General features: G+C 44.4%; 7 protein-coding genes and 4 tRNA genes. 7 read left to right on the forward strand and 4 right to left on the reverse strand.

Annotated elements, in window-relative coordinates:
• Positions 1–558: 558 nt before the first annotated feature.
• The 7 genes from ACRWQN_RS18510 to rimO all read left to right on the forward strand — a co-directional run bounded on the left by ACRWQN_RS18510 (position 559) and on the right by rimO (position 15,076).
• Positions 559–1,611: a porin gene (locus tag ACRWQN_RS18510; protein WP_434927327.1), complete on the forward strand. Its 1,053-nt coding sequence runs from the start codon at positions 559–561 to the stop codon at positions 1,609–1,611.
• 33 nt (positions 1,612–1,644) lie between these two features.
• Positions 1,645–4,893 carry an ExeM/NucH family extracellular endonuclease gene (locus ACRWQN_RS18515; RefSeq protein ID WP_434939286.1) on the forward strand — a complete coding sequence of 1,083 codons (3,249 nt, stop codon included), beginning with the start codon at positions 1,645–1,647 and terminating at the stop codon, positions 4,891–4,893.
• 74 nt (positions 4,894–4,967) lie between these two features.
• Positions 4,968–7,637, forward strand: coding sequence for an endonuclease (locus tag ACRWQN_RS18520; RefSeq protein WP_434939287.1), 2,670 nt, complete (start codon positions 4,968–4,970; stop codon positions 7,635–7,637).
• 135 nt (positions 7,638–7,772) lie between these two features.
• Positions 7,773–9,515 (forward strand): bifunctional UDP-sugar hydrolase/5'-nucleotidase UshA, encoded by a 1,743-nt coding sequence (gene ushA / locus ACRWQN_RS18525; RefSeq protein WP_434939288.1) that lies wholly within the window; start codon positions 7,773–7,775, stop codon positions 9,513–9,515.
• 562 nt (positions 9,516–10,077) lie between these two features.
• Positions 10,078–12,234: a TonB-dependent siderophore receptor gene (locus ACRWQN_RS18530; protein ID WP_434939289.1), complete on the forward strand. Its 2,157-nt coding sequence runs from the start codon at positions 10,078–10,080 to the stop codon at positions 12,232–12,234.
• 111 nt (positions 12,235–12,345) lie between these two features.
• Positions 12,346–13,461, forward strand: coding sequence for a PepSY-associated TM helix domain-containing protein (locus ACRWQN_RS18535; protein ID WP_434939290.1), 1,116 nt, complete (start codon positions 12,346–12,348; stop codon positions 13,459–13,461).
• 187 nt (positions 13,462–13,648) lie between these two features.
• Positions 13,649–15,076: a 30S ribosomal protein S12 methylthiotransferase RimO gene (rimO, locus tag ACRWQN_RS18540; protein ID WP_434927333.1), complete on the forward strand. Its 1,428-nt coding sequence runs from the start codon at positions 13,649–13,651 to the stop codon at positions 15,074–15,076.
• Positions 15,077–15,269: 193 nt separating this feature from the next.
• Here rimO and ACRWQN_RS18545 read toward each other — a convergent pair.
• The 4 genes from ACRWQN_RS18545 to ACRWQN_RS18560 form a co-directional block, all read right to left on the reverse strand.
• Positions 15,270–15,346: transfer RNA gene (locus ACRWQN_RS18545), tRNA-Pro, on the reverse strand.
• 73 nt (positions 15,347–15,419) lie between these two features.
• Positions 15,420–15,496 (reverse strand) — tRNA-Pro (locus ACRWQN_RS18550).
• A 26-nt stretch (positions 15,497–15,522) separates the two neighbouring features.
• Positions 15,523–15,598: transfer RNA gene (locus ACRWQN_RS18555), tRNA-His, on the reverse strand.
• Positions 15,599–15,647: 49 nt separating this feature from the next.
• Positions 15,648–15,724: transfer RNA gene (locus ACRWQN_RS18560), tRNA-Arg, on the reverse strand.
• Positions 15,725–15,731 lie beyond the last annotated feature (7 nt).

Raw genomic sequence — 15,731 nt, forward strand, 5'->3', positions numbered from 1 at the left:
TGTCATCCTTTTTGTTAAGTTGCCATTCGCACCCGCTTTCTGCTTTATAAAAGTCTTTTTAAAGCTGTTAAGTGAGGTTTACTGACTATTTTTAGTACCTAGTAACAGATTAATGATCTACATTTCGTTAATTATAAAAACAGCATCCTTTATTCTCACACCATTTTATACAAAACACATACCACAACGTTCTCACTTAAGTGACTGATTTCCTAGAAACCAAACAACACAAGTCAAACCACTGTTCTCTACAGCGGTCAAGCGTCTTAAAAATTTCTATATTTGACATATACTTATGTTTTAAAAATGTGACTGGAACTTCTTTTTTTTGTAATCAAACTCTGTAACAATCGCAACCCAGGTTAATAAAAATTAACAATAGTATTATAAAAACGGGGTTGATATATGAAATATGTCACAAAGATATTGGTGATTTCACCATCGAATGCTCCACCTCTCTGAGCCGTTAGCAGTTTACGAATTAATAAATAAATATTTTTAATTTTGAGTTTAGCCTTCAAATATAGGCTGACAAATTACTAATCGGAAGTAACAGCAATGTTAAACAAATCAATAATTGCAATCGCTATTGTCACTATGTTTAGTGCAGGTTCAGTAAGCGCTGTAATGCTAGAAGGTGACAGTCAAGGCGACAATGTTCGCTTATATGGCGAAGTGGGTGTCGGTGGGCATTTTGATACTCACGCAGATTACAACCACAATGAGTTCTATGATACCAAGGGCTATGTAGATGATAGCTTCGCCACCATGGGCGTAACGGGGCAACGTCAACAATTTACCTATCGTCTTGAGCTCGATTACCAACGCCGTAACTGGCTAGGCGGAGACGGTGAGTTCGAATTGGCCATCGACAAAATGTACGTAGGCTATGCCTTCACCGAACAACAGTGGATCGAGCTCGGCTTGACCGATACAGCATTCGACGATTACGACCACTTTGGTGATTTTACCTTCAACAAGTCCGTTGAAACCGGTGAAGCGGGTGACCAAGAGAACACAGTTAAGTATCAAGCTGAATTTGAAAATCTAATTTTCGGAACTTCTTACTCATACGATGGTGAACACAAGAGTGGTGCGCTACAAGGTGACATCATTAACGGATACATGGGGTGGATGTCTGATCTGCTATCTGTTGTGGTTGGCCTAGAAACGCGCGGCGGCTCTAACGGGATCAGTAAATATGGTGAGCAGCAACAGATAGGTTTCGGTGCACGCCTGAAACTGATGCCAGATTTATCTATTGGTTTAAATGGTTTTGTAGAAGATGAAGACTTATCAACACGTAAGAGCGGTGACGTATACCTAGATTATCAGACCTTCCGTAATCAGGGAGTAACGGTAAGTGCTAAGTACGACCTGAACCAACACTGGGAAATCATCAGCTCGGTAAACCACGAAGAGTACGAGGGCTGGGATCTTATTGGTCCTAACTACGACTACTCCGAACTGCCACCTGAGTACGGAAAAGAGCGTCAGTGGGCCAGTTTAGGTTTCAACTATCGTCCTGCCCGCGACATCGTGCTGTCCCTAGAAGGCCGAGTTGGCGAAGCCCCTGAAGCAGCCTACGCTTATGCGCGTATGTACTTCTAGTCCGAATTGAATTCAACTTTTATAGAGTTTACTATGAAAAAAAGTTTCCTATCGCTGGCCATAGCCAGCACCATCAGCATGGGCGCCTTCGCTGGCGTTCAAGACCTGCTGATCACCGAAATGACCCAAAGTGCCGATGCCAATGTTGGCGCGGTTGAGATCACTAATACAGGCTCTGATGCCTTCACTTTTACTGATGATATTACAGCTTTCCAACGCTCTGACGGCAAGTATGACAACGAGTTACTCAACGCTGATGCTAAGCCGCTGTTGAGTGGTCAGACGCTTGCCTCCGGCGCGTCTATGGTTATTGTTAATAGTCGATCGACTGAAGAGTTTCGTAATGCTATTGCGACTCAAGGTGGCACAGTTGTTGTCTCTACATATGACAGCAGCAACAGGTATAACAACCTGTTCATGACCAGCAATGACGGCTTTTTCCTGAAAAATGGTGATACCGTTATTGATCGTGTTGGAGCAGTGAATGACGGTAGCAAGTGGGCACCGAATACCACTTTACGCCGTAAGCAAGCCGCTGATGGCAACAATCCCGCTCAATCAAGCACCTTCGATGCGACTAAGTGGCAGAACATATTACCAATGAGATTTGATGATTTAGGTAAATCAGAGCTGCCCGCTGCTGATGCTGCCGACATCATGGATATTTTCACTTGTCCAACGGATAAGAGTGAAATCATGTCTCCTAGCGAAGTTCAGGGGACAGGCTTTACCTCGCCTTTAATTGCTGAAGGTAAGACTGAATCAGATGAAAAAGTTGCCGTAGAGGGGATCATCTCAGTTAAGGTTTCTATCCCTAACGAAGGCTTCTATCTTCGCAATCTTGTTTCTGACAACGACTCTGAGACTTCCGATGGTATCTTTGTTAGCTCTAGCGCTGCTGGTGATCTAAAAGTAGGTCAGACTGTTTGTGTCGGTAGTAAAGTAGCTGAATACCAAGGCCAGACGCAACTGTCAGCTGATACGGCATTTAGCTGGAACGTGACTGATACTAACATTCTAACGCTGCCTACAGATATTGAGGTTATTAGCGCTGATAACGGCTCTTTCGATAAGACCCTAGAACGCTATGAAGGTATGTTGGTTAACTTGCCTACAGATCTGGATCCTCAGACTGATGGCGACCAAGATATGCGTATTGCTCGCAGCTTCAGCTACAACTACCTGTCAACTCCTAACGGTCGTAACAACATGGTGGCGGCTTATAAGCGTCCTAATTTACAGCCTAACCACTTGCATGTTGCTGGAAGCCCAGAGTCTAAAGCGGCTTATGAGCAGAACAATGACTATCGTTTAGTGATTGAAAGTTCGCCTAAATCCAACGGCACCGAGTTGCCTTATTACGCAGGCTTTAACAGTGACCCACACACTAACTATATTCGTATCGACGATAGTCTCGTTAATGCGCAGGGTGTGATCAGTCAATATGAAACCGAGCTGATCCCTGGCACTGATAAGTATGACCAGGACTACAGCCTGACCATAACCAATCAGTTGACGAGTGATAACTTTATTCACAACCTACCGCGTACTAAGAAACCTGACCTGAGTGACACAGTGGCAGAAGATGAGTTTGCCATCCGTGTTGCCAGTCAGAACCTGTTTAACTTCTTTAACTCTCCTTTCGGTGGCGACAATAACAACTTTGGTCAGAGCCGAGGCGCTGATACCTACGATGAATACATTCACCAGAGAACTAAGCTGGTAGAAATTATTCGTGCTCAGGATGCTGATGTGATGGCCCTGATGGAGATTGAAAACAACGGTTTTGGCAATGACAGTGCCATTGCAGAGATTGTGAACCAGGTCAATATCCAGTATGTGGATGAGCGCGCCCAGGATTACAATGGCCCTACCTCTACTGAAAACCGTTATGTGTTTGTTGGTTTTGACAACAACGGCAATCAAATGCTGGATAATCTAGACGCCATTGGTTCTGACGCCATTGCTACAGGTATCATCTATCGCCCAAGCAAGATGAGCATTGAGCGCACTCGCGTTATCCCAATGCCTCAGCAAAGAGCGCCTACTATCGTCAACGACTTAGGTGAGGTGATCAAAGATCAAAATCAAGAGATATTAGAAGACGGTCAAAACTACCACCGCGATGCCTTGGTGGTAACCTTTATCGTTAACCAAACAGGCAAGCGCTTGACGCTAGCTGTAAATCACCTTAAGTCAAAAGGCTCTACTTGTTGGGAAGAATGGCAAGGTCTTGAGTTTGGCAATGCCACAACTTGGAACAACCGTGAAGCACCCGATCTAGATTATCAGGGGTCTTGTGCTGAGTTCCGCGTAGCCGGTGCCGTGCACTTAGGTGAAGAGATGCTAGATGTGGTTGGGGATAAGATCATCCTTGGTGATTTGAACGCCTATGGTAAAGAAGATCCTGTACTGGTTCTTACCGAGAACCCACGTAATAAGACGATCGTCACTGCTAGCCACACTTTCCTTGGGCCTAAGCCTCAGTTTAACGAAGATGGCTCTCCAGTCACTATCACTAAGACTTACGGCTATATCGATATTGTCGGTGAAAAGTTTAAAGAGAAGGGCAAAACGCCTTGGAGTTACTCTTTCAGTGACGAAATAGGATCGCTTGATCACATTTTGATCTCGCCTTCGCTGAAAGATCGCGTGATTGATGCCACTGACTGGCATGTTAACGCTGCAGAGACTGGCTTGTATGACTACCAAAACAGCTTTAAAGGTAGTATCGACGGTACTGGCGCGCATAAGTTTTACAAAGCGGACATGTATCGCGCGCCGGATCACGACCCTGCACTCATTAGCCTTAGCTATAAGCCTGGTGATGCGGATGCTGACGTGCCTCTGAACCTGACAAAACTGAATAAGCTGATCAAGGTCCCTTACCAGATCCCTACCGATATTTCTGCTCAAGTGGGCGATATCGCAACTATCAGTATGAGTCCTTATGATGATGAACAGCGTTTAGATTTGACCCAACTGCTGCTGCCTAATGTGGTCCTTTCTAATGACGCAACAGCTTTGGTGAATTTCGAGGTCTTCGGTGCGCCATCAGCTATCTACAACGTGACTGTAAAGTTAATGCGTAATGGCCAACTTGTAGAAGGGTCTCAGCAAACATTCCTAGCGAAGGTATCTAGTCGCGACTCCTTGATTGCTGACATTGTCGAAGAAGTAACCGATAACACTGGTGGTGATGGTAAAGCTGGTAGCGCCGGCTTTATCAGCTTGTTATCCCTGTTCGGATTAGCAGCGATTCGCCGTCGTCTGCGCAAATAAGCGATCAACTAGATAATGAAGCGCCTGCTTTCGAGCAGTGCGCTTCCCATCACAGATTCAAAAGAGATAACATTATGAGAATTAAAATGAGTGCAGTTGCCACCGCAACTGCCATAGTTCTGGGCGCTTTTTCTTCTGCGGCGAGTGCTGACTTACTGATTACTGAGTACATTGAAGGCAGCAGCAACAACAAAGCCATTGAAATATCCAATCTAGGTAGCAGTGCTATCGATTTGGATGCTAACGTTTATAAGCTGACTCTATTTGGCAATGGTGCTGACGCATCAGCACCAGGTAACACTGAAACGCTGACTGGCACTCTGCAGCCAGGAAAGAGCCTAGTTTTCCACAATTCTGGTGCTGCTGATGCCTTTAAAGTGGGCAACGCTTCAACCGTAACATTTTTCAACGGTGATGATGCACTAGTATTAACCAAAGACGACGCGGTTATCGATCGCTTCGGTAAGCGTGGCGAAGACCCTGGCTCTGCTTGGACTGATCCAAACGACGCAAATTTCTCCACCGCAAATAAGACACTGCGTCGTAAAGCCAGCGTTACCTCCGGTGACACCGTGGCCGAGGCTGATTTCCCTGGTGCTGTCAATCAGTGGCTAGTGTTTGATACAGACACTGCTGATGGCCTTGGCTGCTCAGGTGAAAGCGCTTGTGGCTCTGAAGCAACTCTAGGCTTACTGTTGCTAACCGAATACATCGAAGGCAGTAGCAACAACAAAGCGATTGAGATTTCAAACGTTGGTGGCACCGCCATCGATCTAGATGCTAATGTTTACAAGCTAACTCTGTTTGGTAATGGTAGTACGGATCCAGGTAATACAGAGACTTTAACAGGCACTTTAGCGTCAGGAAAAAGTCTGGTATTCCATAATTCTGGGGCCGCAGATGCGTTTAAAATCGGCAATGCTTCTACCGTCACTTTCTTCAACGGTGATGATGCCTTAGTATTAACCAAAGACGATGTGGTTATCGATCGCTTCGGTAAACGCGGCGAAGACCCAGGGTCTGCTTGGACCGATCCAAACGATGCTAATTTCTCCACTGCGAATAAAACTCTACGCCGTAAAGCCAGTGTCACTGCTGGTGATACTGTTGCCGAAGCAGATTTCCCAGGTGCCAACAACCAGTGGGCAGTATTCGATGTTGATACCGCAGATGGCTTGGGTTGTGCTGGTGAGGGTATCTGTGATGGTTCAGTAACACCGCCAGTACCAGAGCCTGAAACTGGTCCTTGTACGGGATGTGAGACGCTGACTCCGGTTGCCGATCCTACGACGTTCAATGCTGAGATCTATTACTCAGATGTCCTGAGTGGTAATTTTACCTCTGCAGAAGAACTTAAGAATGCGTTGTCGGCCATCATAGCAAAAGATCACAAGTATCTGACCTACAAGCAGGTATGGAGCACGCTGACCTACGCAGATCAAGATCCTGCCAACGATAAAAATGTTATTGAGATCTACACAGGTAGCTCTATATCAAAGTACGACAATCTGGGTAGTGGTAGCGGTGTGGGTAAATGGAACCGTGAGCATGTTTGGGCTAAGAGTCATGGCTTCCCAAGCGAGTCTCAATGGGGTTATACCGATGCACATCACCTACGTCCATCAGATCCTGGTATTAACTCTGCACGAAGCAACAATGACTTTGGTGCATGTAAGGATACAGGCGAAGAGGTACTATTCAACGGTGTAGGTACGGGTAACTATCTAGACAAAACGACAGACTGCTGGGAGCCTCGTGATGAGGTGAAAGGCGACGTTGCCCGAATGCTCATGTACATGGATACTCGTTATCAAGGCACGGATACTGCTACGACTCAAATGCCAGATCTAGTCGCAGTCGATCGTTTAACAACTGCAGACGAGGATAGCGCTCCGCTGATCGGTACGCTTTGTACTCTGTATGCATGGAATCAGTTAGATGCTATTGATACCTTCGAGCAGAATCGTAACAATCAGGTATACAAATACCAAGGTAACCGTAACCCTTTCATTGACCGCCCTGAGTTAGTAAAAGAAGTGTATGGTGCAGTCTGTGGTGACGATCCAAACCCTGTTTTGGAAGTCGAAGGCGATATCGTTACTCCTGATAGTGTCACTGAAGGCGCTGCTTACACCATAGATGCCTCTGCAATCAAAGCTGGCGAAGGTGTTGTCCTTACTTACAAGTGGGAACAGATTGTTGGTGAAGAGAAGACTGTTGTTGGCAGTGAGGCTATCTTGTCTCTGACTGCACCAATGGTTAAAGCCGATGAGACATTGAACTTCACCTTGACCATCAGCGACGGTAGTTTAGAAACAATCAAAGATGTTAGCTTGAGCGTGATGAACGTGCCTTTGACTCTGAATGTAGAGTTTGCTGGAACAACTAAAGTGACCGAAGGTGATAAAACGACTATCACAGCGACAGTTACGGATGCGCCAGAAGGGACTCAATACAGCTGGAAGCAGGTATCTGGAGACACGGCAGTGTTTACTGCTGCAGGTCTGACACTGGATGTCACATCTCCTAGCGTCAATATCGATCAAGTTCTTGTGTTCGAGCTTACGGCAACTGTTGACGAAGAAAGCTTCAGTAAGTCTGTTAGTATTGAGGTAATAAACACCGAAGATACTGGTTGGACTAAGCCAGAGGGTGCGGGTAGCTTAGGTGGTTTTATGACTCTGCTGCTGCCGCTAATGTGGTTGCGCGCTGCCGCCAAGGCTAATAATCAGTTAAGCCTATAAAGCAGCACCGGTATCGTTCTGGCTGCTGCTTTTTTTTAACTGTACTGCCGTTGTCTTATATCTCATCTTGGCGCATTTCTCTCACGATGATAAAGCTAGTGGCAATGTGTATCTGTTTAATATTGAAGGATTATTATGAATACTTCACTCCTTCCTTCTGGCCGACTTCTTACCTGCTCAGCTATCGCACTTGCGTTGACATTGAGTGGCTGTGGTAAGAAAAAGCTAGAAGAGGCTCCTAAAGCGCCTAAGGTGACGGCATCTGTCGCCTGTATCGCTGCAGGCGATGACTGCAAGCGCTTCACCCTCCTGCATACCAATGACCACCATGGCCGTTTTTGGCATAGTGAAAACGGTGGGTATGGTATGGCAGCACGCAAAACCATTCTTGATCAGATCCGCAAAGAGGTGATTGAACAAGGAGGCCAGGTTTTACTGCTCTCCGGTGGCGACATCAATACTGGCGTTCCTGAGTCTGATCTTCAAGACGCCGAGCCAGATTTTATCGGCATGAACCACCTGGGTTATGACGCCATGGCCGCCGGTAACCATGAGTTTGATAATCCATCAACAGTGATGGATAAGCAGAGGAGCTGGTCAAAATTCCCTTGGTTATCGGCCAACATCTATCGCCAAGTCGATGGTGAATGGCAACGCTACTTTGAGCCCTACAAGCTATTCGAAGTTCAGGGCTTAAAGTTAGCCGTTGTTGGTTTAACTACCGAGCAGACAGCAGAGATAGGTAATCCAGAGTATGTTGAAAATCTAAAATTCACTTCTGCTCAAGCTGAGGCGAAAGCGGTTTTAGCAGAGCTTAGAGAACAGCATCAACCAGATCTGGTCTTTGGTCTGACTCACATGGGTCACTATGAAAATGGTAGACATGGCAGTAATGCTCCCGGTGATGTAGCTCTGGCTCGCAGTCTTGAACCTGGGCAGATTCAAGCCATCATTGGCGGTCATTCACAGTTGCCTGTCTGTATGGAAGGAGACACAGGTGAGTACGTAAAAAAATATGCTCGAGATGAGCCTTGTAAGCCTGATCGTCAAAATGGCACTTGGATCATGCAAGCCTACGAATGGGGCAAATATGTTGGCCGTGCTGACTTTGAATACTACGGTGGCCAGCTTCATCTGGCAAACTACGAGCTAGTTCCAGTGAACACTGAAACCAAGTATGGTTTTATGCAGCATTCTTCTATGCTAACCCCCAAAGATCCGGAAACCCTCGAATTACTGCGTCCATATCAGCGCAATGGTCAGGTAAAACTGCGAGAGGAGATTGGCGTAGCAAAGGCCGATTTCATTGGAGATCGGAAGGTTGTTCGTTACCAAGCGACACCGCTAGGGATTATGATAGCCCATGCTCAGACCCAGCTCTCTGTGCCAGCAGATTTTGGCATCATGAACTCCGGCGGTATTCGTACCACCATAAAGAAAGGGCCTATTCGTTATCGTGATGTGCTTGAGGTGCTGCCTTTTTCTAACAGTGTCACTGTGACTGAGATGAATGGTGTCGAACTGAAAAAGTATTTGTCTAAGGTTGCGCTTATGACTCAAGGCTCTGGAGGCTTTGCTCACTTCAGCGGCATCAAGATGACCGTTGACTGTAAAGCTAAGGATGTTGATATCAGTGCTATTGGTGACAAGCCCTTCAAGCTAGAAAATAACTATCGATTTACCCTCCCTAGCTATAATGCTGCGGGCGGTAACAAATATCCAAAGTTGAAGGAACAGGCGAGAGACACAGGCTTTGTTGATGCCGATATGCTTTATCAATTCATCAAAAAGCATGGAACACTCGATCCTATTGATTATGACACTGCGAAAGATGTTCGCTATATCAACTCTAGAAATTCTGATGGCTGCAGCAGCTAAATTTACTACCTAATAAGGTTAATTGGCTGCTCTATTAACACCCTAAACAGCGCCCGGCCTTTCGGTTTGGCGCTGTTTATTTTAAGGGATGTGTCCGGAAAACCGATATTAAGGAAATACGTGTTTGAGACTCTTAGGCTTGAATGATAGCGGCGAAAAAAAGCATTAAATAATCAAAATCAGTTAACAATATTATATTTACTCACCATAAATTCAATTGCCTACGCTTACCCTCCATTATTAAGAGCAGAATAAATCTAATACAACCTAGATAAAACCCACCAAAAACAATGTCGAACAGAAAAACTTTCAGTATGAGAATGTTTTTTAAACTGCTCAATAAGTCCAAAAAACTCTCCTTATTTTTACAGGATTCAATCCTGAATCTGCAATTTCCGGTTTTCTAATAACGAACGCTCTTCGGTTTTCTTTACAATTCACCACCAATGTAAATGGTAATCATTTCTATTTAGATTAGTGTGTTATTTATATAAACTATGCCTGCAAATTACCGCTGCGCATTAACCGCGTTTTCTTCGCTCGCTATCAAGATGATCAAAAAATGAAACGATTAACACTGTCATACGCCATACTTCTCGCACTAAGCCCTATCAGCACACTTCATGCTGAAACCTCAAATGAAACCCAAAATGAAGCGGTAGATCAACTTGACCCTGGTGTTGAAACCATTGAGGTGAAGGGAAGATATATTCAAGGCTACAATGCCCATTCTGCCAGTGGAGCATCACGCCTTGATTTAGCCATCAGCGACATACCGCAATCAGTATCGGTGATAACAGATGCACAGCTGCGCGATTTTCAATTAAATGACATTAACTCTGCGCTCGATACTGCAACAGGCATTAACGTAGAACGCATTGAAACCGACCGCACCTATTACACGGCTCGTGGCTTTGATGTCACTAATTTTCAAATCGACGGTGTTGGCTTGCCGCTTACCTCAGGTAATAACCATGCCGATGAAGACACCGCAATATATGATCGCGTTGAAGTCATACGTGGCGCAAACGGCTTAATGACAGGCGTGGGTAATCCATCTGCAACGGTTAACTTTATTCGTAAACGCCCAACAGATGATAACCAACTTAATATGCTAGCCAGTTATGGCAGCTGGGACAACCTACGTTTAGAAGTGGATGGCACTGCTCAATTAAATGATACTGTTGCCGCCAGAGTGGTTGCAGTCAAACAAACTAAAGACTCCTACTTAGACCGCTATAAAACTGATAAAACGGTACTTTATGCCTTTATTGACGCCAAATTTACCGATGATACCAGCCTGTCTATCAGCCACAGCTATATTGATAATGACGCTAAAGGTAACAACTGGGGCGCATTACCACTTTATTATACTGACGGCAGTCCAACAAACTATGACCGTTCAACCAACACTTCAGCCAATTGGTCTAACTGGCAAGTTGAAAAGCAAAATACTGTAGTTGAATTAAGCCATTACTTTTCTGATAACTGGCGTTTACGCGCGACTTACTCACACAAAGTCACCGACGAAGATACCGAGCTATTTTATGTCTTTGGAACACCAAACAAAACAACCGAACTTGGGTTAACTGGTTATGGTAGTGAATATGATTTAGACGAAAATCATAACCTAGCAGATCTCTATATCAATGGTGATGTCACGCTATTTGGTAGAGAGCATCAAATTGTTACAGGCATCAATTATGCCCAAATGGACTACACAGACACCTCACTATACGACTACAGCACGGGAAATGGCTTCCCTGCAATGCCAGATTTAAATACCTGGGACGGCAACACCCCAAAGCCCACCTTTAAAGACGATCTGCGTGGCAGCGATGTCAGCGCAACCCAAAAAGCAGCTTACTTTACCGGTCGGTTTAATCTGTTTGAAGATTTTTATGTCATTGCTGGAGGCCGCTATAACGACTGGCAGGCCGCGGGTGAATCATACGGTAATGTTCAAGATGTAGAAGATGCGCAATTTATTCCTTACCTTGGCATGACCTATCGCTTCATTCCTGAATTATTGGCCTACGCCAGCTATACCGAAACATTCACCGCACAGCGTGAATTAGATATTAATGACAACACATTAGCCCCAGTAACCGGCGAAAGCCAAGAGGTAGGCCTTAAAAGTGAGCTATTCAATGGCAATCTGATTACCACCTTAGCCTATTTTGATATTCAACAAACCAATCTTGCTATGGTAGACCCTCGTACAAGTCAGCTACCTCCGACAGAACGCCGCTATATCGGCTCAGATGGCATTAGCAGTAATGGTTTTGAACTGGATATTGCAGGCGAAATTTACCCTGGATTAAACGCAAGTATTGGTTATACCGACTTTGATATTAAAGGTAATGACCAAGTTGCAGCTTACACTCCAAGTAAGTTATTTAAATTTGCCGCCACCTATGACTTAGCCTTAATTGAAGGGCTCACATTTGGGCTTAATATGCGTTGGCAAGATGATATACAGCGCTCACAAGGCGTGGTTGGTGCTGACGTCATTAATGCAGGACAAGAAATTACGACTCATCAAAAAGCCTATGCCATTGTTGATTTAATGGCTAAATATCACTTTACCGACAGCCTTGACCTCACTGTTAATGCCAACAATGTTACCGATGAAAAATACCTTACCAGTCTTTATTGGGCACAGGGATTTTACGGTGCACCGGCTAATTACAGCGCCACAATGAGCTGGCGTTTGTAATCACTAATCAAACCATGCACAAACAATAGCGTAGAAAATTCTGCGCTATTACTTTGTCATGATAAGTGTCAAACCGAATCTAAAGCACAGACAACCTACACAGAGGTAAGCATGAGAAAAACCCTCTTTAAATGGCACTCCTATGGTGCACTAATTGCCATGTTGCCTATCTTAATTATGTCGATAACCGGCAGCATACTGGTTTTCAAGGTGGAAATAGATAGTCTACTGCGGCCAGCACACATGCTTGTCGACGCACTGCCCACAACGCCAAGAGTTAATTTAGACACCTTAATGCAAACCACATTAGGGGCTAATCCTGATTATGAGTTAGGTGGATGGGAGTTATTTGATGATAAGTCACGCTCAGATGCTGCCTACCTGATTAAACGCGGCACAGAAGATTGGAATAAAGTCTATATTAATCAATATACAGCGCAGCTTTTGTCACAACCTCAACCTATGGATCACTACATCACCGACTGGCTACTCGAACTACATTACTCATTTTTACTCCATGTAAAAGGGGCTTCAATAGCCTTTATTGCGGCACTCATCATGTTATTTTTAGGGATCAGCGGCATGATTATTTACCGTCGATTTTGGACAAAATTATTCACCCTACGTTTAGGTGCCGTAAAGCGTATTTTGTACAGCGACATTCATAAAATGATCGGTATCATTAGCTCGCCAGTAATGATTATATTGGCTTTTACTGGGGCTTATTGGAATATCAGCGGCATTATTCATGAAGTCACGGAACACGGCGACGGCGAGCATGTTTATATCACTAAACCTTTGCACGGCTTAGATATTTCCTTCGAGCAATTACGTCAACAGTCATCCACAGAAATAGACAGTTTCCAAGCTGGTTACCTTGCCATGCCGCACGAACCTGAGCGGAATATCGATTTTTACGGACAAGTCGACACCACAAACCCACTGAATAGTGAATACAGCAGCGTGGTCAGTTTTGATAAAACGAGCGGTAAATTACTGTCAAAGCAAGATATTCGCCAAGCAGGTTTTTTAATGGTGTTTATCGACAGTTTTCGTAAATTACACTTTGGTTATTTTGGTGGCTTAATCACACGTATCATTTGGTGTTTTTTAGGCTTGATGCCAGTATTTTTAGCCTTCACCGGATTTTATTTATATTGGCAACGACGCCAATCTAAAGTGCAGTCAAAACAAAAACGCCAACAAGTCTTAAACGAGGCTATTTAGTTAACAATAAGATGGTTTTAGCACACTCACTCACATAGAGGTTCAATCGAACCTCTATTGCCACACAATAAAAACTTCCCCGCGTTGCTTTCATTAGCTGTAATAGCAAAAAGACTGCTGTATAATTCCGCCACTCCAATTTTGGCTGTTATCTACTCGTTTTTTTATACCTATTTATAGAGGCACTATGACTGTTAATCACTATGACCCTAAACAAACCACTACCCTAGCGACACCCAAGAAGGTCATAGAGGAACAAGCAAAATCAGCATTAAGCCTAAATAGCCCAATACAAGCTAGCGCGGCTAAAATTGGTTTTGTCAGTCTTGGCTGTCCAAAAAACCTTGTCGATTCAGAACGTATTCTTACCCAGCTACGTACAGAAGGCTATGACGTAGTCTCTACTTATGCCGATGCTGACATGGTTATCGTTAATACCTGTGGCTTTATTGACAGTGCGGTACAAGAATCTTTAGACACTATCGGCGAAGCATTAGCAGCTAATGGTAAAGTACTGGTAACAGGTTGCTTAGGGGTTAAGAAAGATGAAATTATTGAGCTACACCCTAACGTACTAGGCGTAACCGGCCCACATGCGTATGACGAAGTACTTAAACAGGTTCATCAGCATGTTGAAAAACCAAAACACAATCCATTAATCGATTTAGTGCCAGATCATGGTATTAAACTGACCCCTAAACATTACGCCTATTTAAAAATATCAGAGGGTTGTAACCACCGTTGTACTTTCTGCATTATTCCTTCTATGCGCGGTGATTTAGACTCTCGTCCCATTGGTGATGTGTTAGGTGAAGCGCAGCGTTTAGTCAAAGCTGGCGTTAAAGAATTATTGATTATTTCACAAGACACCTCAGCCTATGGTGTCGATGTAAAACATAAAACGGCATTTTGGGACGGCATGCCAATCAAAACTCACATGCAGCAGCTTTGTGAAGAGTTAGCAAAACAAGGTGTTTGGGTGCGTTTACATTATGTTTACCCTTATCCGCATGTGGATGACATTATTCCATTAATGGCGCAGGGCAGCATTTTACCGTATTTGGACATTCCGTTTCAGCATGCCAATAAACGCATCCTTAAATTGATGAAACGCCCAGGTAGCTCAGACAAAGTGTTAGAACGCATTGCTAAATGGCGCGAAATTTGCCCAGAATTGGTGATCCGTTCAACCTTTATTGTTGGTTTCCCTGGTGAAACCGAAGAAGAGTTTGAAGAGTTATTAGACTTTTTAGAAGAAGCACAATTAGATCGCGTAGGTTGTTTTAAATACTCGCCAGTAAAAGGCGCTAAAGCCAACGACTTACCGGACCATGTGCCTGACGATGTTATGGAAGACAGGTTACAACGCTTTATGGCTTTACAGGCGCAAATAAGTGCCGACAAGCTGCAAGCCCGTATTGGTCAAGAGTATTTAATCTTAATTGATGAAGTGAACACCGAAGGCGCTATTGGCCGCTCATACATGGACGCACCAGAAATTGACGGTAAAGTGTATTTAACCGACGAGTTTGATGTCCAGCCTGGCGATCAAATTTGGGTGCAAATTATTCATGCCGACGAGCACGATGTGTGGGGCGTACGCGTAGAAGACTAATCGGTCATTAATCAAGATCACTATGCCAGCTTAATCGCTGGCATTTTTATACCCAGCACAGCCAGTTAAGCTGCAATTAGTTAAGCAACTGCCGATTAAATCACAATCAGTTAAAGTAGGTTATTAATCTTATTAAAAATATTTTATTTCAGATAGCAAAAAGCCACTCATAAGAGTGGCTTTTTGCTTTATATGGTCGGTGATAGAGGATTCGAACCTCTGACCCTCTCGTCCCAAACGAGATGCGCTACCGGGCTGCGCTAATCACCGAGATTTTTACTTGAAAACAAGTCTGATATTTATTTAACGTTGAGGCTAAATTCGCTATAAGAAAGCGGGAATGTGGTCGGTGATAGAGGATTCGAACCTCTGACCCTCTCGTCCCAAACGAGATGCGCTACCGGGCTGCGCTAATCACCGAAATATACATAAAACAATAAATTGAATGGGGTGACTGATGGGGTTCGAACCCACGACAACCGGAATCACAATCCGGGACTCTACCAACTGAGCTACAATCACCACTGACTTTCAATCTTACTAACCAAATCCGACAAAACATACTACCGAATGGTGCGCCCAGAAGGATTCGAACCTTCGGCCTTACCCTCCGGAGGGGTACGCTCTATCCAGCTGAGCTATGGGCGCTCGCCTT

Source organism: Shewanella sp. HL-SH8 (assembly GCF_051165765.1).
Taxonomy (GTDB): Bacteria; Pseudomonadota; Gammaproteobacteria; order Enterobacterales; family Shewanellaceae; genus Shewanella; species Shewanella glacialimarina.

Excerpts from the sequence above, each read along its gene's own strand:
- ACRWQN_RS18515 (WP_434939286.1), top strand. The coding sequence starts at position 1,645 with ATGAAAAAAAGTTTCCTATCGCTGGCCATAGCCAGCACCATCAGCATG.
- ACRWQN_RS18530 (WP_434939289.1), top strand. The coding sequence starts at position 10,078 with ATGAAACGATTAACACTGTCATACGCCATACTTCTCGCACTAAGCCCT.
- ACRWQN_RS18535 (WP_434939290.1), top strand. The coding sequence starts at position 12,346 with ATGAGAAAAACCCTCTTTAAATGGCACTCCTATGGTGCACTAATTGCC.
- ACRWQN_RS18520 (WP_434939287.1), top strand. The coding sequence starts at position 4,968 with ATGAGAATTAAAATGAGTGCAGTTGCCACCGCAACTGCCATAGTTCTG.
- ushA (WP_434939288.1), top strand. The coding sequence starts at position 7,773 with ATGAATACTTCACTCCTTCCTTCTGGCCGACTTCTTACCTGCTCAGCT.
- ACRWQN_RS18510 (WP_434927327.1), top strand. The coding sequence starts at position 559 with ATGTTAAACAAATCAATAATTGCAATCGCTATTGTCACTATGTTTAGT.
- rimO (WP_434927333.1), top strand. The coding sequence starts at position 13,649 with ATGACTGTTAATCACTATGACCCTAAACAAACCACTACCCTAGCGACA.